The organism is Gordonia malaquae NBRC 108250, assembly GCF_000344135.1.
Taxonomy (GTDB): Bacteria; Actinomycetota; Actinomycetes; order Mycobacteriales; family Mycobacteriaceae; genus Gordonia; species Gordonia malaquae.
The window spans coordinates 19,727-40,265 of record NZ_BAOP01000004.1 but is presented as its reverse complement, the minus strand read 5'-3'; the positions used below and the strand labels follow the sequence as shown (position 1 = coordinate 40,265).

The following is a 20,539-nucleotide window of genomic DNA, read 5'->3' as shown; positions in this document are numbered from 1 at the left end:
GCGACCTGTACGACGTACAGGTACTTCCTGTACGGTGTTCAGGATCAGCGGACCGGCTGTGATCTGACCCGACGAGAGGAGCACGCGTGGGACCCGACACGATTGCACAACTCGACGCCGAACACGTGTGGCACCCGTACGGCGGATTCCCGTCGACCACCCGCCCGAGAATCGTCGAGTCGGCGTCCGGCGTCCACCTTCGGTTCGCCGACGGGACCGAGGCGGTCGACGGCATGAGTTCGTGGTGGGCCGCGATCCACGGCTACCGGCATCCCGTGCTCGACGACGCCGCCGCAGCGCAACTCGGGCGCATGTCGCACGTGATGTTCGGCGGACTCACGCACGAGCCTGCGGCCCGGCTGGCCGGCCTGCTCGTCGACCTCACTCCCGATGCGCTCCGGAAGGTGTTCTTCGCCGACTCCGGGTCGGTGTCGGTCGAAGTGGCGGTCAAGATGGCCGTCCAATACCAACGCGGCCGCGGACTCGTCGGCCGAACGAAGATCCTCACGTGGCGCGGCGGCTACCACGGCGACACGTTCGCTCCGATGAGCGTGTGCGATCCCGACGGCGGCATGCACTCGATGTGGCGGGGAGTCCTCGCCGAGCAAGTGTTCGTACCTGCTCCGCCGACCGACTTCGACCCGTCGTACATCGAGGCTCTCGACCGGTCGCTCGCCGTGCATGCGGGCACGATCGCCGCGGTGATCGTCGAGCCCGTCGTCCAGGGGGCGGGCGGTATGCGCTTCCACGATCCGCGTCTGGTCGCCGAACTGCGCAGGCTGTGCACCGTGCACGACGTGCTGCTCATCTGCGACGAGATCGCCACCGGGTTCGGTCGTACGGGGGAGATGTTCGCCGTCGACCATGCGGGGGTGACGCCGGACATCATGTGTGTCGGCAAGGCTCTCACCGGCGGATACATGACTCTCGCGGCCACGCTCACCACCGACGAGGTGGCCGATGTGATCAGTGGGGGCGAGGCGGGAGGTCTGGCCCACGGGCCCACCTTCATGGCGAACCCGCTCGCCTGCGCGGTCGCATGCGCGTCGATCGGTGTCCTCAGCGAATCCGACTGGCGTACACGCGTGCCCCAGATCGAGCGGCGTCTCGCCGACGGTCTCGCGCCGCTGGCCGTGCTCGACGGCGTCGCCGACGTGCGGACGCTCGGCGCGATCGGAGTCGTCGAACTCGACAGGCCCGTCGACATGGTCGCCGCCACCGACGCCGCACTCGATTCGGGTGTGTGGCTGCGGCCGTTCCGCAATCTGATCTACACGATGCCGCCGTTCATCGCCGACGACGCCCACCTGACCGCGATCACCACCGGAATCACCGCAGCTGTCCACGCGACCCTCGAGCAGGAGCGGTCCCTCCAAGGAGTCCCGGCATGACCGCCGCGTGGCTCGCCGACGTCGCCGAGCGCACGGCCGCGGCCGGGCTGCATCGGGCGCCAGTCGCCCGACAGCCCGGTGCCACCGAGATCAATCTCGCGTCCAACGACTACCTCGGCCTGTCGACGCATCCCGATGTGATGGCGGGTGCGCATGCCGCGATCGACACGTGGGGAACCGGTTCGACGTCGTCGAGGCTGGTGGTCGGCACGGTGCAGGCGCATGTGGACTTCGAGAACGACTTCGCCGACTTCGTCGGCGCCGACGCGGCACTGATGTTCTCGTCGGGGTACCTCGCGAACGTCGGAGCTGTGACGGCGCTGGCCGGCCGCGGCGATCTGATCGTGAGCGACACGGGAGCGCACGCTTCGTTGATCGACGGCTGCCGACTGTCTCGCGCACGTGTGGTCGTCGTCGATCGCGGAGACCACCACGCAGTGCGTCGTGTGCTGTCCGAGCGGACAGAGCAACGGGCCCTGGTGGTCACCGACTCCGTGTACAGCATCGACGGACGACTCGCACCGCTGCGCGAGTTGTACGCAGCCACACGAGCGACCGGCGCAACGCTGCTCGTCGACGAGGCCCACGCGATCGGAGTGCGCGGCCCAGGCGGAAGGGGACTGGTCGCCGAATGCGGCCTCGCCGGTTCTCCAGACCTCGTCGTCACCGCCGTGTGCTCGAAATCGTTGGGTGCGCAGGGCGGCGTGGTTGCGGGGTCGGTGTTGCTCCGAGACCATCTGATCGACCATGCACGGACCTTCATCTTCGACACCGGTGTCAATCCGGCCGCGGTGGGCGCCGCTCACGCAGCATTGCGTGTGCTCATCGCGAATCCGCACCTTCCCGATCGTCTGCTCGCCGGCGCACGCCGTATCGCGGCCGCTGTCGGCGCGGACCGGCCCGAGTCGGCAGTCGTCTCACTCATCGTCGGCGACCCCGCCGCAGCGGTCGCCGCAGCACAGGAGTGCCGAGACCGCGGAGTGCTCGTGGGTTGCTTCCGGCCGCCGTCGGTGCCGGAGGGCACGTCGCGACTGCGCTTGACGATGCGGGCCGACGTCGATGACGCGACCATCACCACCGTCGCAGCGGTCGTCCGGAACGCGCTCGGCATGGCAGGTGCGGCATGACCGCCCGGATCGTCGTGGTCACCGGCACCGGAACGGACGTCGGCAAGACGATCGCGGTCGCGGCGCTTGCGGCATCGGCTCGGGCGAACGGCCTGTGCGTCGGCGTCTGCAAACCGGCCCAGACCGGGATCGCGCCAGGCGAGCCCGGGGACCTCGCCGTGGTGACCGCACTCGCGGGTGACGTCTCGACGCGCGAACCGGCTCGCTACCCCGAGCCTCTCGCCCCGGAGACCGCTGCGAGGCGTGCTGGTCTGGCCTACGTGACGCTCGACGATGTCCGCTCGGCCGTCTCTGATCTCGCGCAGACGTGCGACCTCGTGATCGTCGAAGGCGCGGGGGGCGTGCTCGTCCGGCTGGCGCCCGACCTCACTGTTCTCGATCTCGCGCGTGACCTCGGTGCGCAGATCCTCGTGGTCACCGATTCGGGTCTCGGAACTCTCAATCACACCGAACTCACCGTTCGGGAGATCCGGCGCGCGGGACTCGGCGTCGACGGCTTGATCATCGGCGCATGGCCTCCGCAGCCGGACCTCGCGATGACATGCAACCGCGACGACCTGCAACGTCTCACCGGCGTACCGATCGTCGCGACCCTTCCCGCAGGCGCCGGATCACTCGACCCCGCGGCCTTTCAGATCAACGCACCGACCTGGGTGCGCAGCCCCATCACCAGCCCGACCACCTCACAGCCAGGAGTACACCCGTGACGACAACCGAACAGCGCAACGACCCGACCGGAGCGGCCACCGACGACATCCTCGCGATCGCCCGCGAGCAGGTGCTGGAACGAGGAGTCGGGCTCGACCGCGACCAGGTGCTGCGTGTCCTGCAACTGCCGGAGGACCGGCTCACCGAACTGTTGGCATTGGCCCATGACGTGCGCATGCGCTGGTGCGGCCCGGAGGTCGAGGTGGAGGGCATCATCTCGCTGAAGACCGGCGGATGCCCGGAGGACTGCCACTTCTGCAGCCAGTCCGGACTGTTCTCCTCACCGGTCCGCAGTGCGTGGATCGACATCCCGTCGCTGGTCGAGGCCGCCAAGCAGACCGCCAAGACCGGTGCAACCGAGTTCTGCATCGTCGCCGCGGTCCGCGGTCCGGACAAGCGACTGCTCAGCCAGGTCGCGGCAGGCATCGAAGCCATCCGCAACGAAGTTGACATCCAGATCGCGTGCAGCCTCGGCATGCTCACCCAAGAGCAGGTCGACGAACTGGCGGCGATGGGCGTCCACCGCTACAACCACAACCTGGAGACGGCGCGCAGCCACTTCCCGAACGTCGTCACCACCCACACGTGGGAGGAGCGGTGGGGGACGCTGCGGATGGTCCGCGATGCCGGCATGGAGGTGTGCTGCGGCGGCATCCTCGGAATGGGGGAGACGCTCGAGCAGCGCGCGGAGTTCGCCTCCGACCTCGCGTCACTCGACCCGGACGAAGTGCCGTTGAACTTCCTGAACCCCCGCCCGGGCACTCCCTTCGGCGACCTCGACGTCTTGCCCGCCTCGGAGGCGCTGGCCGCTGTCGCCGCCTTCCGGCTGGCGCTGCCGCGCACCATTCTGCGCTTCGCGGGCGGGCGAGAGATCACCCTCGGCGACCTCGGAGCGCAGCAGGGCATTCTCGGAGGCATCAATGCCGTGATCGTCGGAAACTACCTGACGACCCTCGGCCGTCCCGCCGAGAACGACCTCGATCTTCTCGCCGATCTGTCGATGCCGATCAAGGCCCTCAATGACACGATCTGACGTGTCGTCCGCGGCGTGTAGCGTCGTGGGTGATTCGCCCGAGAAGGAGGCAGACGCCTGATGGTCCCGACACCGCTTGCAGAGCCGCTGAAATTCGGTGTCTTCACCGGGGTGGAACTGGAACTCCAGGCCGACGACGCCGTGCCCGCAGCTGCCAGAATGGGTCTCGAACCGCCGCGGTTCTGTGGTCAGTGCGGCCGCCGGATGGTGGTGCAGGTGCGTCCGGACGGTTGGGACGCCCGGTGTTCGCGTCACGGCACCGTCGACTCGGTGGAGCTCGGACGCCGATGACCACCGCCGTGCCCTCTCGCCCCGCGCCGGCGAACCCGAATGCGATCAACCGCCGTACACCCGTGCTCTTTGTCCTGGTGGTCGTCGTGCTCTCGGTGGCGGCCGGCGCGTTGTGGGTGTGGCTCGCCCCGCCGATCACGGTGACCGTGCTCCCCGGTGGAGACGCTCGGTTCTCCCAGGGGGCATCGGCGAACCTGTTCGGAGGAGTGGCGGTGTTCGCCTTGCTGTCGTTCGGGCTGGGTGCGGTGCTCGCTCTCGCCAGCTGGTTCGGCCTCCCGCACATGCGCGGCGTGCCAGGACTGATCCTGACCACGGTCATGTCCGTGGTGTCGGCCGGGTTGGCGATGAACATCGGCACGTCGATCGCCGAGGCGACGCGCCCCGACCTCAACCGTGTGAATCCCGGCGAGTATCACCTGACAGCGAAGTTGTGGTTCGACAGTGACGTGGCCCCGCCGTGGTTGCTGCTCATCTGCGCTCCGACGACCGCACTGATCGTCTATTTGATCTGCGTGTTGACGGCGAAGAACCCGGCCCTGCGCCCGGGGGATCTCGTCGGGTCAGAGTGGGGGACGCAAGGTGGCGAATTCGTCGGTCACCCGCAGCCGGGAGTCGGCGAAGGCGTACAGGCTGGGTGGGCGTCCGCCGGTCCGACCGGTCCGGCCGACAGTGCCGGTGGCGACCACAACACCGCGCCTGGACAGAATCCGCAGCAGGTTGGTCGCGTCGACGGGGTAGCCGAGGGCGGCCCCGTAGATCTCGGAAAGCTCTGACATCGAGAACGTTCCGGGTGCGAGCGCGAACGCGATGTTGGTGTACGACAGCTTCCCGGCGAGTCGCTGACGAGCCAGGTCGACGATGTCGCGGTGATCGCCCGCCAACTCCGGCAGATCATCGACGTCGAACCACGCCGCCGCGGCGGTAGCCGGATCGGCCGGGATGTCGCGGGGAACGAGTCCGAGGAAGGTCGACGCGATGGTCCGCCTGGCGGGCACACGATCGGGGTCGGAGAACACCGACAACTGTTCGAGGTGTGCGACCCGGGTCAGATCGGCCTGTTCGCCGAGGTGACGGCCGGCCGACGTCGGGAGTGTGTCGCGGTCCCCGACGAGGCCCCCCGGAAGTCGCCACGTGTCGGAGTCGTCGGACGCGCGATGCAGCAGCACGTGCAGCGTGTGTCCGCGGTCGCCACATTCGCGGACCTGGAACACGGCAGTGAGGACCTCGACGTCCACGGAGCTCGGCATGCGTCGAGTCTAGTGTGCGACGGTGGGCCCGATGAGCGAGGAGTCACGCGATGTTCGATGCCTCATCAGCGCCGATACCAGGACGAAGCTCAGACTGACCAGCAGGATCCACGAACTGAACTTGCCGAGATGGACCATCCGCCAGACGCCTTCCTGATCGGGATACTCCCACGCGCCGAAGTAGGTCGCGACGTTCTCGGCGACCCAGAGGAAGAAGCCGATGAGGACGAACGACACCGGGAGCGGCATCCAGTAGTGGCGATCGCTCACGGTGAACCAGACCCGCATGCGCCACGTCACGGCGGCGAACATGATGAGTATCGGGATGCGCAGATCGGGTATCCAGTGGTGACTGCAGAAGTTCGCGTACGCGGCGACCGCCAGTGCGCCGACGACCCCGATCCGCGTACAGCGGTATGCCGCCGATCACGAGAACGCCCGGCTCGGGGTACGCCCAGGATCCGACCGCAACCTTGAAACATTCGAGTGCCGGGCCGACGATCCTCTCCACTCGGCCTTCATAGTCGTGCGGAGCCGCCCGAGGTGACGGGTGTTACCATGGCCGCAGGGTTATCGACCATCAGTCGGAAACCTGCTCCGGTGGCTCAGCCCGTCGCCGGAGACGCTGCGAATGGAGTGTTCCTCGCCATGACCACAGACACCGTGATCACACGTACCGAGACCGACCTCGGCATGCCCGACCCGCGCCACGGGATCCCCGCCGCGTACGGGGGAGTCGAGGCCGACGTCGCCTGGGCGGCCGAGATCAAGCGGCTAGCGAAGGCGCGCAACGCGACGATCCTGGCCCACAACTACCAGCTGCCCGCGATCCAGGACATCGCCGATCACGTCGGCGACTCCCTCGCGCTCTCGCGTATCGCGGCCGAGGTCGACGCCGACGAGATCATCTTCTGCGGCGTCCACTTCATGGCCGAGACCGCGAAGATCCTGAGCCCGGAGAAGCGGGTTCTCATCCCGGACGAGCGAGCCGGATGCTCGCTCGCCGACTCGATCACCGCCGACGACCTCCGTGCGTGGAAGGCCGACTATCCCGACGCCCTCGTCGTCTCCTACGTGAACACGACGGCGGAGGTCAAAGGACTGACGGACATCTGCTGCACGTCGTCCAACGCGGTCGACGTCGTCGCGTCGATCGACCCCGACCGCGAGGTCCTGTTCCTCCCGGACCAGTTCCTCGGCGCGCACGTCAAGCGTGAGACCGGCCGCGACAACATTCACATCTGGGCAGGCGAGTGCCACGTTCACGCCGGCATCAACGGCGACGAGCTGACCGATCAGGTCGACTCGCACCCCGACGCCGAGCTCTTCATCCACCCGGAATGCGGCTGTGCGACGTCCGCTCTGTATCTTGCGGGCGAGGGGACCGTTCCGGCGGATCGCGTGCAGATTCTGTCGACGGGCGGGATGATCGACGCGGCCAGGGCGACCCACTCCAAGCAGGTCCTCGTCGCGACCGAGGTGGGCATGCTGCACCAGTTGCGCAAGGCCGCTCCCGAGGTCGACTTCCAGGCGGTCAACTCACGCGCGGCGTGCCCGTACATGAAGATGATCACCCCGGCGGCTCTGCTCCGATGCCTGCGCGAGGGTAAGGACGAGGTGCACGTCGCACCCGATGTCGCCGAGCGTGCGCGCGCGTCGGTGCAGCGGATGATCGAGATCGGCAACCCGGGCGGCGGCGAATGACGTTCATCGGAGACGCCGACGTCAACGGCGAGTTGAGCCTGGAGATCGACGACGATGTTCTCGCGTTGATCCGGACCGCTCTCATCGAGGACCTCCGGTACGGGCCCGACATCACGTCGCTCGCGACGGTGCCCGCCGATGCGGTTGCGCAGGCGCGGATCGTCTCTCGGCAGTCCGGTGTGATCGCCGGGCTGCCGGTGGTCAGAGCGGTGTTCGACGAGGTGATCGGCGCGGACCGCTACACGGTCTCCGAGGAGATCGTCGACGGGTCGCGGGTGGAGCCCGGCGCCGTGGTGCTGGCCGTCACCGCGCCGACAGGTGCCCTGCTGACAGCCGAACGCACCGCACTGAACATCCTCTGTCACCTCTCGGGCATCGCGACGGCGACAGCCGCATGGGTCGATGCGGTGGAGGGCACCGGTGCCAAGATCCGTGACTCGCGCAAGACTCTGCCCGGCATGCGGGTGCTGCAGAAGTACGCGGTCCGGGCCGGCGGTGGAGTCAACCACCGCATGGGTCTCGGTGACGCCGCGCTCATCAAGGACAACCACGTCGTCGCCGCAGGCGGGGTCGCCGCCGCTCTGAACGCGGTTCGCGCCGCAGCACCCGACGTGCCCGTTGAAGTCGAGGTCGATTCGCTCGATCAGTTCGACGAGGTCCTCGGCCTCTCACCCCAGCTGGTTCTGCTCGACAACTTCGAGCCGTGGGCAACCCAGATGGCAGTCCAGCGTCGTGACAAGCGTGCCCCCGACACGAAACTGGAGTCGTCGGGAGGCCTCACGCTCGACGTCGCCCGTGACTATGCGACCACCGGCGTCGACTACCTCGCCGTCGGTGCGCTCACCCATTCCGTCACCGTCCTCGACCTCGGTCTGGACATGTGAGCGGACGACTGATTCACGCCACCCGCGACCGGCTTCTCGACCCGACCGAGTGGCGGGCGCTTGACGGGACGATTCCGTTTCGCGGCATCATGGAACGGTGAATCCGACCGTGCACGCCGCAGCCCTGGCCGACATCGATCCGGTGACCTTGTACGGGTTGATGCAGTTGCGCGTCGACGTGTTCGTGGTCGAGCAGGAGTGCGCTTACCCCGAACTCGACGGTCGAGACCTTGAGCCTTCGGCGGTTCAGTACTGGTGCACGGACCTGGACGGTGCGCCGATCGCCACGGCCAGGCTCCTGACCGACGAACTCCCGGACGGCACCGCGCTCCTGCGCATCGGGCGGGTGTGCGCCCGCCACGAACTTCGAGGCAATGGCCTCGTCAGGCTTCTCATCGACCGGATCGTCTCTGACATCGGCGACCGGCCGAGCGTTCTGGACGCTCAGGCGCACCTGGAACAGATGTACGCCCGCTGGGGCTATGTCGCCGACGGCCCGCAGTTCATAGAGGACGGCATTCCGCACGTCCCCATGCGCCGCTGAGAACGTCGGCGACGAATTCCGGAGCAGGACAGGAAATCGTCGCCGACGTTGTGTGAATGACGCAGAGCCCGATCTGACCGGATCGGTTGTGTACGGTGACGTGCGTGAACCTGGACGTCGGCAGTGAGTTCGCGGGCTATGCGATCGAGCGGTTGCTCGGCTCCGGTGGGATGGGTGAGGTCTACCTCGCGGCGCACCCACGACTCCCCAGGCACGACGCGCTGAAAGTGCTCGCTCCGCAGTTCTCGTCGGATCCCCACTACCGGGCGCGTTTCGAGCGGGAAGCAGAACTGGCGGCGTCATTGCGGCACCCGGCGATCGTCCCCGTCCACGACCGCGGCGAATACGACGGCCGGCTGTGGATCGCGATGGCGTTCGTCGACGGAGAAGACCTCGCCGATCGCCTCCGAACACACGGCCCGTTCACCGCGAACCAGGTGAGGCTCGTGACCAGGACGGTCGCCGACGCGCTCGACAGGGCGAACGCGAGGGGACTGGTCCACCGCGACGTGAAGCCGGCCAACATACTGCGCAGCACTGACGGCGACGTCCTGCTCACCGATTTCGGGATCGCACGGTCGGAGTCTGCAGATGTCGGGCTGACGTCGACGGGTACGGCAGTGGGAACGGTCGACTTCGCGTCGCCTGAGCAACTCCAAGGACTGCAGGTCGACGGCCGCAGCGATCAGTACTCGCTCGCGTGCACCGCGTTTGCTCTGCTCACCGGTCGTGCACCGTTCGCCGCGTCGAGCGCCGCGCGGGTGATCAGCAGTCAACTGAACGATCCGCTTCCGAGCGTCCGGACCGCTCGGCCGGACCTCGCGCCTGCCGTCGACGCAGTGCTCCAGCGGGCGACGGCAAAGAATCCGGCAGCGCGATTCGCCACCTCCGCGGAATTTGCCGCGGCCCTCGACCACGCACTGGCACAGACACCGCCCGCCGCGTCGCCGACATTGCCGCCGGTCCCATCGCCTCCGTCGTTTGTCCACGCTCCGCCGACGATGATCGCCGGACCGCAGCACCGGCCGAGATCCGGCCGACGCATCGCCGTGATAGTCGGGGCGGTCGTCGCCATACTGGTGGTCGTCGCAGGCGGGATATGGTTTGCACTCCCCGACAGTCTCAAGGCCAGTCAAGGCGACTACGTGCAGGAACCGACCGACAGCGCACGGGCACTCGACCTGCCTGACGTGACGCCGCCTCTGGCGTCGCTCGAGACCGAACCGACCGCGGGCGCCTGGCGATACGCGCCGCCGGGCATCGACCAGAACTACGGGGTACGAGTTGTCGGTGCCGTCGGCGACACCGTTCTCGTCGGCCGGGACGGCGCCCTCGACATCGTCGACGCGTCGACGGCGAAGCTCCTCCGGACCGCGCGGATCTCCGGCGACGACGCTCCAACCGACTGCGGCGTCAACGGCTCCGGAGCATGGGCGGCGTGTCGTGTCGGATACCACGGACGCATCGTGATCGTTGATCTCGCTCGCGCCGCCGTCACCGGCTCGGTGACCGCACTGGGGTCGTCGACGTCGTACGCGGTGGTCGGAGACTCGGTTGTGATGTCCACCGGGTCCGGCGACGACTACACGGTCACAGTGGTCAACAACCGCGGCGACACCGTGTGGGAGCGCGACTCCACGAAGAACGTGATCCTGGGCGGCTCCGTGGTCGCGGTGGCGCCCGCATCGAACGGCGACGCATTCTTCAAAGCCGAGACGATCGCCATTCGAGTGAGCGACGGCAGAGAACTCACCCGAGTGTCGAAGCCCGACGACAAGTACGCGGAGGACCCCCAGCTGACGCCCTATGCGTCAGGCTTCGTCCTGGGAGACCACTTCTACACCAACGACGGCAAGCGACTCGCTGCGATTCCGGGGGACTGGCGGCCGCTCTACGTGGCGCAGGGCAATGCCCTCACTGTGCCCGCTCCAGCACTTCCCGTGATGGCGAACCTCGACAAACAGGTCGGCGTCATCGACCCAGCCAGCGGAGACGTCCTCTGGTCTCGCAAACTCGACGGGGCCTACAGTGCTCACGCGAAGGCGTCCGGACGCGGAGTGATCATCGACAACATGAGCGGCGACGAGAACGACGCACGACGATTCGCCTGGTACGACCTGGCGACCGGAGTGGGGGCGTCGAGGGTGATCGCTTCGTTGTACGACACCCTCGGTTCTGACGGGACACGGATCGCGGTGTCCGGCGAGCAGGGTATCACCGTGTTCGGTCCCGAGTCGGACGGCGCTCTCTGGAATCTGCCGCTGGACGACGCAGTCGGCGGCAGCGTGGTGAACGCGGGTGGACATCTGTACCGGGGTGGGCAGCGGCTGATCTGAGCGGACCACGTCACACACCGCGGAGGCGATCGTTAACAGTTTGCGGTGACCGCATATCCTGGTGGGAGCCGAAATCCCTCGCTCGAAAGTGGAGAAACCATGCTCGCCCGAACCGATCTGCGGGGTGCCGCCCCGACGCTGAGCGAACTGCGTCGTGCGCTGCCTCGCGGCGGAACAGACGTCAACGCCGTGATGCCCGTCGTCACACCCGTCGTCGAAGCGGTGGCCGAGCATGGAGCGCATGCGGCGCTCGACTACACCGAGAAGTTCGATCGGATCCGTCCGCAGTCCGTGCGCGTCCCCGCCGAGGTGATCGCCCAGGCCCGCGCCGACCTCGATGACGACGTGACTGCTGCGCTGGAGGAGTCGATTCGTCGCGCCCGTCTGGTACACGCTGACCAGCGTCGTTCCACATCGGTCACCCAGGTGGTTCCGGGCGGAACCGTCGCCGAGAAGTGGATCCCCGTCCGACGAGTCGGCCTCTACGTTCCCGGCGGCAACGCGGTGTACCCGTCGAGTGTCGTCATGAACGTCGTCCCCGCACAGGAAGCGGGCGTGCAGTCGCTCGTCGTCGCGTCGCCCGCCCAGGCGGACTTCGGCGGCTGGCCGCACCCGACCATCCTCGCCGCCTGCTCGCTGCTCGGCGTCGACGAGGTGTGGGCGGTCGGCGGTGCGCAGGGTGTCGCACTCCTCGCCTACGGCGGAACCGACCTGACGGGCCAGATCCTCGACCCGGTCGATCTGATCACCGGGCCGGGCAACATCTACGTGACCGCTGCCAAGCGGCTCGTCCGCGGTGTGGTCGGCATCGACTCCGAGGCCGGCCCCACGGAGATCGCCATCCTCGCCGACGACTCGGCCGACCCGGCGATCGTCGCCTCCGACATGGTCAGCCAGGCCGAGCACGACGTGCTCGCCGCATCGGTGCTCGTCACCGACAGTGAGGAGTTCGCAAACGCCGTCGACGCCGCCGTCGAGCAGGCCGCGAACAGCACCAAGCACTCTGAGCGCGTCACCGAGGCTCTCGCAGGCAAGCAGTCCGGCATCGTGCTCGTCGACGACATCGACGCGGGTGTCGCGGTCGTCGACGCCTACGCAGCCGAGCACCTCGAGATCCAGACCCGAGACGCTGCGGCGGTCGCCGAGCGCATCACCAGTGCGGGCGCGATCTTCGTCGGCACGTACTCGCCGGTGAGTCTCGGCGACTACTGCGCCGGATCGAACCACGTGCTCCCGACCACTGGTTCGGCCAAGTACGCGTCGGGTCTGTCGGTTCAGACGTTCCTGCGCGGCGTCCACGTCATCGACTACAACCGTGACGCCCTCGCCGGAGTGGCCGATCACGTGGTCACCCTCGCCAACGCCGAAGACCTGCCCGCCCACGGCGAAGCCGTCACGGCGAGATTCGGCCCGCTCGCTCCGCTCCCGGCGCCGGAAAGATTCGCCCGATGAGCGTCGGCGACAAGTACACCCTCGCCGACCTCCCGCTTCGCGAGTCGCTACGAGGCAAATCGGCGTACGGCGCGCCGCAGTTGCAGGTTCCGGTGGTCCTCAACACCAATGAGAATCCACACCCGCCGACGCAGGCGCTGGTGGACGACGTCGCGAAAGCCGTGGGCTCGGCGGCCGAAGATCTGCACCGCTACCCCGACCGGGACGCCGTCGACCTTCGCACAGATCTCGCGGCGTACCTCGCAGGCGCGACGGGTGTTCCGCTGACCGTCGACAACCTGTGGGCGGCCAACGGTTCCAACGAGGTGCTGCAGCAGATCCTGCAGGCGTTCGGCGGTCCCGGGCGCAGCGCGATGGGCTTCGTCCCGTCGTACTCGATGCACCCGATCATCTCCGACGGAACGCAGACCACCTGGATCGCCGCGCAGCGCGCAGACGACTTCGGTCTCGACGTCGACGTGGCGATCGCGGCGATCACCGAGCACCGGCCCGACGTCGTGTTCGTGACGTCGCCGAACAACCCGACCGGGGCCAGCGTGCCGGTCGAGGAGATTGCGGCGATCCTCCGGGTGGCGCCCGGCATCGTCGTCGTCGACGAGGCCTACGGCGAGTTCTCATCGCAGGTCAGTGCAGTGACCCTGCTCGACGAGTTCGGCGACAAGCTGATCGTGTCCCGCACCATGAGCAAGGCGTTCGCCTTCGCGGGCGGCCGACTCGGCTACCTCGCGGCCTCGCCCGCCGTCATCGAGGCCATCCTCCTCGTGCGCCTGCCGTACCACCTGTCGGTCCTCACCCAGGCGGCCGCGCGCGCAGCGCTTCGGCACAGCGCAGAGACCCTCGGCAGCGTCGCGACGCTCATCTCCGAACGCGAGCGGGTGGTCGCAGCACTCTCCGCGATGGGATACGACGTCGTCCCGTCCGACGCCAACTTCATCCTGTTCGGCGAGTTCACCGACGCACCCGCCACCTGGCAGCGCTACCTCGGCGACGGCGTGCTGATCAGGGACGTCGGCATCCCCGGCCGCTTGCGTGCGACGATTGGACTGGCAGCCGAGAACGATGTCTTCCTGTCGGTCAGCGAGAAGCTGGCAGGCACCGACCGAAAGCAGTCAGCGTGACCACAGCACCGCAGGCCCGCATCGCGCGTGTCGAACGCACCACCCGCGAGTCGTCGATCGTCGTGGAGATCAACCTCGACGGCACCGGCGTCACCGACATCAACACCGGGGTCCCGTTCTTCGACCACATGCTCACAGCGTTCGGCGCGCACGGCAGCTTCGATCTGACGGTCCACGCGACCGGCGACATCGACATCGAAGCGCATCACACCGTGGAAGACACGTCGATCGTGCTGGGGCAGGCGATCGGCGAGGCCCTCGGCGACAAGAAGGGCATCCGCCGCTTCGGTGACGCGTGGATCCCGATGGACGAGACCCTCGCACAGGCGATCGTCGACGTCTCCGGCCGCCCGTACTGCGTGCACACAGGTGAACCCGAGCACCTGCTGACCGCAACCATCGGCGGCTACTCGGGCGGCGATCGCCCGGTCGTCTCGTACTCGACTGTCATCAACCGCCACGTGTTCGAGTCGATCGCCCTCAACGCGCGGATCGCACTGCACGTCCGAGTCCTGTACGGCCGCGACCAGCACCACATCACCGAAGCCGAGTTCAAGGCCGTCGCGCGAGCGTTGCGCGAAGCCGTCGAACCCGATCCCCGGGTGAGCGGCATCCCGTCCACGAAGGGCAGCCTGTGAGTGCCCCGAAGAAGGTCGCCCTGCTCGACTACGGCTCGGGAAACCTCCGCTCCGCGCAGCGTGCGCTCGAGCGGGCCGGCGCGGACGTGGAGATCACCTCCGACTTCGAGACCGCGCTGAACGCCGACGGGTTGCTCGTACCCGGCGTCGGTGCGTACGCGGCCTGTATGGAGGGATTGCTCGCGGTACAGGGCGACCGGATCATCGGCCGTCGCCTGGCAGGTGGACGCCCGGTGCTCGGCATCTGCGTCGGCATGCAGATCCTGTTCACGCGAGGTGTCGAGTTCGGCGTCGACACCGCCGGATGCGACGAATGGCCGGGTTCGGTCACACGTCTGCAGGCCGACGTCCTCCCGCACATGGGATGGAACACGGTGCAGGCGCCTGCGGATTCGACACTGTTCGCCGGCATCGACGACGACGCGAGGTTCTACTTCGTGCACTCGTACGGGGTGCAGGAGTGGGAGATGGACTCGGTTGCATCGAACATCGCCGCACCGCTCTTGACCTGGGCTGACCACGGCGGACCGTTCCTGGCGGCCGTCGAGAACGGACCACTGTCGGCGACTCAGTTCCACCCGGAGAAATCGGGAGACGTCGGTTCGCAACTGCTCGTCAACTGGATCGAGAGCCTCTAGATGGCAGCCAAGAAGACGTCCGCGGCCGACGACTACTCGTACGGCAAATCGGTGGCGTACGCACTCGGCGCCGGTGTGCTGGTGCTCGTCGTCGCCGTCCTGATCATCCTCGTCGTCGCGCAGACGTCGGCGGTCGCGGCACTGATCGTCGCGATCGTCGCCGTGGTGGTGATGGTCGCGGTGATCGCGCTGGTGTCGAAGCGCATGCTGGCGGGAGTCCAGCGAGAGATCGACGAACGCCGCGCAGCGGCGGACGACAAGTAGAGCGAGAGAGAAACCACTGTGGGCATGAAGACCCTGGAACTGCTGCCGGCCGTCGACGTCGTCGACGGGCAGGCGGTCCGCCTGGTGCAGGGCGAAGCCGGTTCGGAGACTTCGTACGGGTCGCCGCGCGACGCCGCGCAGGCATGGCAGGCGGGCGGCGCCGAATGGGTGCATCTCGTGGACCTCGACGCGGCATTCGGTCGTGGTGACAACCGGGCGCTGCTCGCCGAGGTCGCGGGGGAGCTCGACATCAAGGTGGAGTTGTCCGGTGGCATCCGCGACGACGCGACGCTCGCCGCGGCGTTGGCGACCGGTGCGACGCGTGTGAACCTCGGCACGGCCGCGATCGAGAACCCGGAGTGGTGCGCGCGGGCGATCGCCGAGCACGGCGACAAGATCGCCGTCGGACTCGACGTGTTGCGCGACGGCGACTCGTGGCGAGTCCGTGGTCGCGGCTGGGTCACCGACGGCGGAGACCTGTGGGAGACGCTCGAACGCCTCAACAACGACGGCTGCTCGCGCTACGTCGTCACCGACGTCAGCAAGGACGGCACACTGACCGGCCCCAACCTCGAACTTCTCGCGCAGGTGGCGCGGGCGACGGACGCGCCGATCGTCGCCTCAGGCGGCGTCTCGACGGTGGCCGACCTCGTCGCGATCGCCGACCTCACCGACCTCGGGGTGGAAGGCGCGATCATCGGCAAGGCACTGTACGCGGGACGATTCACCCTCCCCGAAGCACTGGCTGCGGTGTCGTCGGGGGCATGACCGTGCCTGTTCCGGCCGACCTCGACCTGCAGCGGCTGCTGTCGATGGCCGAGGGCGTGCTCGACTCGGTGCAGGACGTGTTCATCGACGGGCTCGGGGCGCCCAGCGCCGTGTCCAAGATCGGTGACGACTTCGCCACGCACGTCGATCTGTCGCTGGAACGACGCATCGGTGCCGAACTGCAGGAACTGACCGGGATCGAGGTGCACGGCGAAGAGTTCGGAGGGCCTCCGTCTGAGGCGGGCACCGTGTGGATCCTCGACCCGATCGACGGGACGTACAACTATTCCGTCGGTCTCCCGATGGCGGCGATGCTGCTGTCGTTGGCGATCGAGGGCGAACCGGTGATCGGTGTGACTCGTCTGCCGATCCTCAATCAGTCGTATGCGGCGGTGGTCGGAGAGTCGTTCACGGTCAACGGGGAGCCGGGCACTCCGCTCGTCGACTCTGCGTTGTCCTCGGCGGTCATCGGGTGCGGCTCATACAACGCGCGCGGCGGAGGGCGGTACTCGGGCGCCGCGCGTGCCGAGTTGTATCGGATGCTCAGCTACCGGGCGAGGCGGATGCGGATGACCGGGTCGACCGGCGCCGACCTGGCGTATGTGGCCGCCGGAATCTTCGGCGGCGCGGTGTCGTTCAGCAGACATGCGTGGGACAACGCGGCCGGTGTGGCACTGATCCGGGCGGCAGGCGGCATCGCGACCGACGTGCACGGGCACCCGTGGCGTGTCGGTTCACGGTCGATGGTGGCCGGAGACAAGCGACTTCATGAAGAATTGCTGACGGTGGTCGCCCAGAGCGGTGTGCCGGACAGGCGAACCAACGAGAGCAAGGTGGAGCAGTGAGTGTTGCGGTGCGGGTCATCCCGTGTCTGGACGTCGACGGTGGCCGCGTGGTCAAGGGCGTGAACTTCGAGAACCTGCGTGATGCGGGCGATCCGGTCGAGCTCGCCGCGCGCTACGACGCAGAGGGCGCCGACGAGCTGACCTTTCTCGACGTCACCGCGTCGAGTTCGGGCCGTTCGACGATGATCGAGGTGGTCCGTCGGACGGCGGACCAGATCTTCATTCCGCTGACTGTCGGCGGCGGCATCCGCACCGTCGACGACGTCGACACCATGCTGCGCGCCGGAGCGGACAAGGTGAGCGTCAACACGGCGGCGATCGCCCGCCCCGAGGTGCTCGACGAGATGAGCCGCCGTTTCGGCTCGCAATGCATCGTGCTGTCGGTGGACGCGCGGACGGTTCCCGAGACAGGGGAGAAGACCTCGTCCGGGTGGGAAGTGACAACACACGGTGGTCGTCGAGGCACCGGCATCGACGCGGTCGAATGGGCACGTCGAGGGGCTGAGCTCGGCGTCGGTGAGATCCTGCTCAACTCGATGGACGCGGACGGGACCAAGGACGGTTTCGACCTGGACATGATTCGCGCCGTGCGGGCGGCCGTCACGATTCCGGTCATCGCGTCCGGCGGTGCGGGCGCAGTCGGCGACTTCGCACCCGCCGTCGACGCAGGAGCCGACGCGGTGTTGGCCGCATCGGTCTTCCACTTCGGAGAGCTGACGATCGGCCAGGTCAAAGACGCGATGCGGGCCGACGGCATCACCGTCCGCTGATCGCACATTCACTTCCACCAGGAGTTGTTCCCATGGCATTGCCCGCAGAACTCGCGGCCAAACTCAAACGCGGTCCGGACGGTCTCTTCGCCGCCATCGCCCAGGAACGGGACACCGGTATCGTCCTGATGATGGCGTGGATGGACGACGAGGCGCTCGAACGGACCCTCGCCACCCGCAAGGGCACGTACTACTCGCGGTCCCGCCAGGAGTACTGGGTCAAGGGCGAGACGAGTGGTCACACGCAATACGTGCACGACATCCGGATCGACTGCGACGGGGACACCCTGCTCCTCACCGTCGACCAGGTGGGCGCGGCCTGCCACACCGGCAATCACAGCTGTTTCGACACCGAGCCGCTGGAGTTCACCGACTCCGTCATCGACTCCACCGATCCCGACACAGGAGGGCACTGAACATGCCGCTGATCCAGATCTCGCAGACCGCAGGACTCTCCGACGCGGTGAAGCGTGAGACGATCGCCGCCGTCACCGACGCATACGCGAAGGCGACGGGCAAGAACCCCGACTCGGTGTGGGTGACGATCACCGAGATCCCGCGCAGTCAGTGGGGCGTCGGCGGGGAACCTCTCGGATGAGCCTGCACACCACGTCGCTCGACGAGTTCCTCGACCTGGCCGCCGATCATCGCGTGGTCCCGGTCACGCGCAAGCTGCTCGCCGACTCCGAGACACCGCTGTCGGCCTACCGCAAGCTGGCGGGAGACCGCGACGGCACGTTCCTGCTCGAGTCCGCGCCCAACGGCCAGTCCTGGTCGCGGTGGTCGTTCATCGGTTCCGGTTCGACTGCGCTGACCGTCGCTGACGGTGCAGCGCACTGGTGGGGATCGGTGCCCGCGGGAGCCCCGATCGGCGGCGACCCGCTGGAGGCGCTGGCGGAATCCCTGCGCCTGCTGCAGACCGAGGCGCTCGCCGACATGCCGCCGCTGACCGGTGGGTTCGTCGGATTCATGGCATACGACTTCGTGCGGCGTCTGGAGCGACTGCCGTCGACGACTGTCGACGACCTCGAACTGCCCGACATGTTCTGGCTGCTGACATCCGAGCTCGCGGCATTCGATCACCACGAAGGCACCATCACGTTGATCGCCAACGCGATCAACTGGGACGGCAGCGACGAACGGGCCGACGAGGCGTACGCCGACGCGGTCCGACGTCTCGACGACATGACCGCGGCACTCGCGGCGCCGGCCCCGTCGACAGTGTCGACGTTCGAGCGCCCGACGCCGGACTACACCTCGCAGCGCACACTCGACGAGTATCGGGTGATCGTCGAGGACGTGGTCGAGGAGATCGAAGCAGGCGAGGCGTTCCAGGTGGTGCCCTCGCAGCGGTTCTCGATGGACACCGGAGCCGACCCGCTTGACGTCTACCGTGTGCTCCGGGCGTCGAATCCGAGCCCGTACATGTACTTTGTCCGAGTCCCTGGAGTGGGCCGCGACCCGTTCACCATCGTCGGCTCGTCACCCGAAGCGCTCGTGACGGTCACCGACGGAGTCGCCACCACGCACCCGATCGCGGGCACCCGCTGGCGCGGGGCCACCGAAGCCGAGGACCAACTCCTCGCCAAGGGCCTTCTCGAAGACGAGAAGGAGAACTCCGAGCACCTCATGCTCGTCGACCTCGGACGCAATGACCTCGGCCGCGTGTGCGAGCCGGGCACGGTCCGCGTGACGGACTACCGTCGGGTGGAGCGCTACAGCCATGTGATGCACCTGGTGTCGACGGTGTCGGGACGCCTGCGCGACGGCAAGCACGCGCTCGACGCCGTCACCGCGTGTTTCCCCGCAGGCACTCTGACCGGGGCGCCGAAAGTACGGGCGATGGAGATAATCGAGGAACACGAGCTCACTCGGCGTGGTCTTTACGGCGGCATCGTCGGATATCTCGACTTCGCAGGCGACGCCGACACCGCGATCGCGATCCGCACCGCGCTCATGTCCGGCGGCACGGCATTCGTGCAGGCGGGCGGCGGTGTGGTCGCCGACAGTGACGCCGAGTACGAGTTCAACGAGGCGCGCAACAAGGCGACGGCTGTTCTCAACGCAGTTGCGGCCGCCGGAACCGTGACTCGAGTCGGAGACAACTCATGAGCGATGACACGACCGACCACCCGAAGCCGAACCGGCGCCTCCAGGGCATCGCGAGTCTGCTGCTGATCGCGGCGGCAGGCGCATTGTGGGGATCGTCGCGGATGAAGTGGGCGGAGGTGCTCGGCGCCGACGGGCTGTCGCTGCCACGGGTGTTCGAGGTGCTCGGGTCGGACTGGAGCCCATGGTTGACCGGTGTCGCCGCGCTGTTCGGCGCGGGTGTCATCGCCCAGTTCGCGGTCCGCGGCTGGGCGCTGCGGGTGGTCGCCGTCATCATCGCGGTCGCCGGTGTCCTGTCGGCCGTTCCGGCGTTCACTCTGATCAGGGACGGCGCGGACGACCTGTACGCCTCGACCCGGATCGACATCCCCGGGCGGTACAAGATCGAGGCCGTCACCGTGAGCACGTCGCCCGGTTACCTGCTGCTCGCAGGCGCCTTGTGCGCTGTGATCGCGGCCGTGCTGATGATGCGCGGGGCGTCGGCCCGGGGCATGTCGTCGAAGTACACCTCACCGGCCGCCCGCCAGGAGGAACTGGAGAAGAAGGTGTTCGCCGAACGCGAGCGTCGTCTCGCCGCCGAGGGGAACGTCGACACTCCGGGCGCCGCAGACGGCAATGAGCGACTCATGTGGGACTCGCTCGACAGCGGTGTGGATCCGACGGACGACTGAC

Annotated in this window: 23 protein-coding genes and 2 pseudogenes; 22 read left to right on the top strand and 3 right to left on the bottom strand. The window is 67.8% G+C overall.

From position 1 onward, the window contains the following. The first annotated feature begins 86 nt into the window (after window positions 1-86). The 6 genes and pseudogenes from GM1_RS03550 to GM1_RS23250 all read left to right on the top strand — a co-directional run. Complete coding sequence (locus tag GM1_RS03550; RefSeq protein ID WP_008376695.1) at window positions 87-1,391, top strand: adenosylmethionine--8-amino-7-oxononanoate transaminase; 1,305 nt, start codon at window positions 87-89, stop codon at window positions 1,389-1,391. Further along, entirely contained in the window at window positions 1,388-2,518 is a 1,131-nt protein-coding gene (locus GM1_RS03545; protein WP_008376694.1) for an 8-amino-7-oxononanoate synthase, read from the top strand. The genes GM1_RS03550 and GM1_RS03545 overlap by 4 nt, the downstream gene beginning before the upstream one ends. Continuing rightward, the gene (gene bioD / locus GM1_RS03540) at window positions 2,515-3,225 is read left to right on the top strand and encodes a dethiobiotin synthase (RefSeq protein ID WP_008376692.1); all 711 of its coding nucleotides are present in this window, start codon (window positions 2,515-2,517) and stop codon (window positions 3,223-3,225) included. The genes GM1_RS03545 and bioD overlap by 4 nt, the downstream gene beginning before the upstream one ends. Then, window positions 3,222-4,259: a biotin synthase BioB gene (gene bioB, locus GM1_RS03535; RefSeq protein ID WP_008376691.1), complete on the top strand. Its 1,038-nt coding sequence runs from the start codon at window positions 3,222-3,224 to the stop codon at window positions 4,257-4,259. The genes bioD and bioB overlap by 4 nt, the downstream gene beginning before the upstream one ends. A gap of 60 nt (window positions 4,260-4,319) precedes the next feature. Further along, window positions 4,320-4,550, top strand: a complete 231-nt coding sequence (bsaP, locus tag GM1_RS03530; RefSeq protein ID WP_008376689.1) for a biotin synthase auxiliary protein BsaP — start codon at window positions 4,320-4,322, stop codon at window positions 4,548-4,550. Beyond that, a pseudogene (locus GM1_RS23250) lies at window positions 4,547-5,065 on the top strand (DUF2567 domain-containing protein); the annotation flags it as partial. The gene bsaP and the pseudogene GM1_RS23250, both read left to right, overlap by 4 nt. A 45-nt stretch (window positions 5,066-5,110) precedes the next feature. On the opposite strand, the gene GM1_RS03525 reads toward GM1_RS23250, so the two are convergent. The 3 genes and pseudogenes from GM1_RS03525 to GM1_RS23245 form a co-directional block, all read right to left on the bottom strand. Further along, window positions 5,111-5,797: an NUDIX hydrolase gene (locus GM1_RS03525; RefSeq protein ID WP_008376688.1), complete on the bottom strand. Its 687-nt coding sequence runs from the start codon at window positions 5,795-5,797 to the stop codon at window positions 5,111-5,113. A 9-nt stretch (window positions 5,798-5,806) separates the two neighbouring features. Further along, window positions 5,807-6,130, bottom strand: coding sequence for a DUF817 family protein (locus GM1_RS21485; protein WP_502907659.1), 324 nt, complete (start codon window positions 6,128-6,130; stop codon window positions 5,807-5,809). 118 nt (window positions 6,131-6,248) lie between these two features. Next, window positions 6,249-6,308: pseudogene (locus tag GM1_RS23245) on the bottom strand (hypothetical protein); the annotation flags it as partial. 137 nt (window positions 6,309-6,445) lie between these two features. Here GM1_RS23245 and nadA point away from each other — a divergent pair. The 16 genes from nadA to GM1_RS03440 all read left to right on the top strand — a co-directional run bounded on the left by nadA (window position 6,446) and on the right by GM1_RS03440 (window position 20,538). Next, window positions 6,446-7,501: a quinolinate synthase NadA gene (gene nadA, locus GM1_RS03515; RefSeq protein ID WP_008376685.1), complete on the top strand. Its 1,056-nt coding sequence runs from the start codon at window positions 6,446-6,448 to the stop codon at window positions 7,499-7,501. Beyond that, on the top strand, window positions 7,498-8,385 hold the full coding sequence (nadC, locus tag GM1_RS03510; RefSeq protein ID WP_008376684.1) for a carboxylating nicotinate-nucleotide diphosphorylase: 888 nt from the start codon (window positions 7,498-7,500) through the stop codon (window positions 8,383-8,385). Before nadA ends, nadC begins: the two co-directional genes overlap by 4 nt. A gap of 97 nt (window positions 8,386-8,482) precedes the next feature. Then, complete coding sequence (locus tag GM1_RS03505; protein WP_008376681.1) at window positions 8,483-8,929, top strand: GNAT family N-acetyltransferase; 447 nt, start codon at window positions 8,483-8,485, stop codon at window positions 8,927-8,929. 104 nt (window positions 8,930-9,033) lie between these two features. Next, window positions 9,034-11,265 carry a serine/threonine-protein kinase gene (locus GM1_RS03500; RefSeq protein WP_008376680.1) on the top strand — a complete coding sequence of 744 codons (2,232 nt, stop codon included), beginning with the start codon at window positions 9,034-9,036 and terminating at the stop codon, window positions 11,263-11,265. A 99-nt stretch (window positions 11,266-11,364) separates the two neighbouring features. Then, window positions 11,365-12,717 carry a histidinol dehydrogenase gene (gene hisD / locus GM1_RS03495; protein ID WP_008376677.1) on the top strand — a complete coding sequence of 451 codons (1,353 nt, stop codon included), beginning with the start codon at window positions 11,365-11,367 and terminating at the stop codon, window positions 12,715-12,717. Further along, complete coding sequence (locus GM1_RS03490; RefSeq protein WP_008376675.1) at window positions 12,714-13,835, top strand: histidinol-phosphate transaminase; 1,122 nt, start codon at window positions 12,714-12,716, stop codon at window positions 13,833-13,835. The genes hisD and GM1_RS03490 overlap by 4 nt, the downstream gene beginning before the upstream one ends. Next, window positions 13,832-14,473: an imidazoleglycerol-phosphate dehydratase HisB gene (gene hisB / locus GM1_RS03485; RefSeq protein WP_008376674.1), complete on the top strand. Its 642-nt coding sequence runs from the start codon at window positions 13,832-13,834 to the stop codon at window positions 14,471-14,473. The genes GM1_RS03490 and hisB overlap by 4 nt, the downstream gene beginning before the upstream one ends. Beyond that, window positions 14,470-15,111: an imidazole glycerol phosphate synthase subunit HisH gene (gene hisH, locus GM1_RS03480; protein WP_008376672.1), complete on the top strand. Its 642-nt coding sequence runs from the start codon at window positions 14,470-14,472 to the stop codon at window positions 15,109-15,111. The genes hisB and hisH overlap by 4 nt, the downstream gene beginning before the upstream one ends. Beyond that, window positions 15,112-15,375, top strand: a complete 264-nt coding sequence (locus GM1_RS03475; protein ID WP_008376671.1) for a hypothetical protein — start codon at window positions 15,112-15,114, stop codon at window positions 15,373-15,375. A 24-nt stretch (window positions 15,376-15,399) separates the two neighbouring features. Next, window positions 15,400-16,143, top strand: coding sequence for a bifunctional 1-(5-phosphoribosyl)-5-((5-phosphoribosylamino)methylideneamino)imidazole-4-carboxamide isomerase/phosphoribosylanthranilate isomerase PriA (gene priA / locus GM1_RS03470; protein WP_373278331.1), 744 nt, complete (start codon window positions 15,400-15,402; stop codon window positions 16,141-16,143). Beyond that, on the top strand, window positions 16,140-16,988 hold the full coding sequence (locus GM1_RS03465) for an inositol monophosphatase family protein (RefSeq protein ID WP_008376667.1): 849 nt from the start codon (window positions 16,140-16,142) through the stop codon (window positions 16,986-16,988). Before priA ends, GM1_RS03465 begins: the two co-directional genes overlap by 4 nt. Then, a complete protein-coding gene (gene hisF / locus GM1_RS03460; protein WP_008376666.1) occupies window positions 16,985-17,758 on the top strand; it encodes an imidazole glycerol phosphate synthase subunit HisF in 774 nt (257 codons plus the stop codon). Before GM1_RS03465 ends, hisF begins: the two co-directional genes overlap by 4 nt. A 32-nt stretch (window positions 17,759-17,790) precedes the next feature. Further along, a complete protein-coding gene (hisI, locus tag GM1_RS03455; RefSeq protein ID WP_008376664.1) occupies window positions 17,791-18,174 on the top strand; it encodes a phosphoribosyl-AMP cyclohydrolase in 384 nt (127 codons plus the stop codon). A gap of 2 nt (window positions 18,175-18,176) precedes the next feature. Next, a complete protein-coding gene (locus tag GM1_RS03450; protein ID WP_008376662.1) occupies window positions 18,177-18,356 on the top strand; it encodes a tautomerase family protein in 180 nt (59 codons plus the stop codon). After that, on the top strand, window positions 18,353-19,870 hold the full coding sequence (locus GM1_RS03445; RefSeq protein ID WP_008376660.1) for an anthranilate synthase component I: 1,518 nt from the start codon (window positions 18,353-18,355) through the stop codon (window positions 19,868-19,870). The genes GM1_RS03450 and GM1_RS03445 overlap by 4 nt, the downstream gene beginning before the upstream one ends. Further along, entirely contained in the window at window positions 19,867-20,538 is a 672-nt protein-coding gene (locus GM1_RS03440) for a TIGR02234 family membrane protein (RefSeq protein WP_008376659.1), read from the top strand. The genes GM1_RS03445 and GM1_RS03440 overlap by 4 nt, the downstream gene beginning before the upstream one ends. Window position 20,539 lies beyond the last annotated feature (1 nt).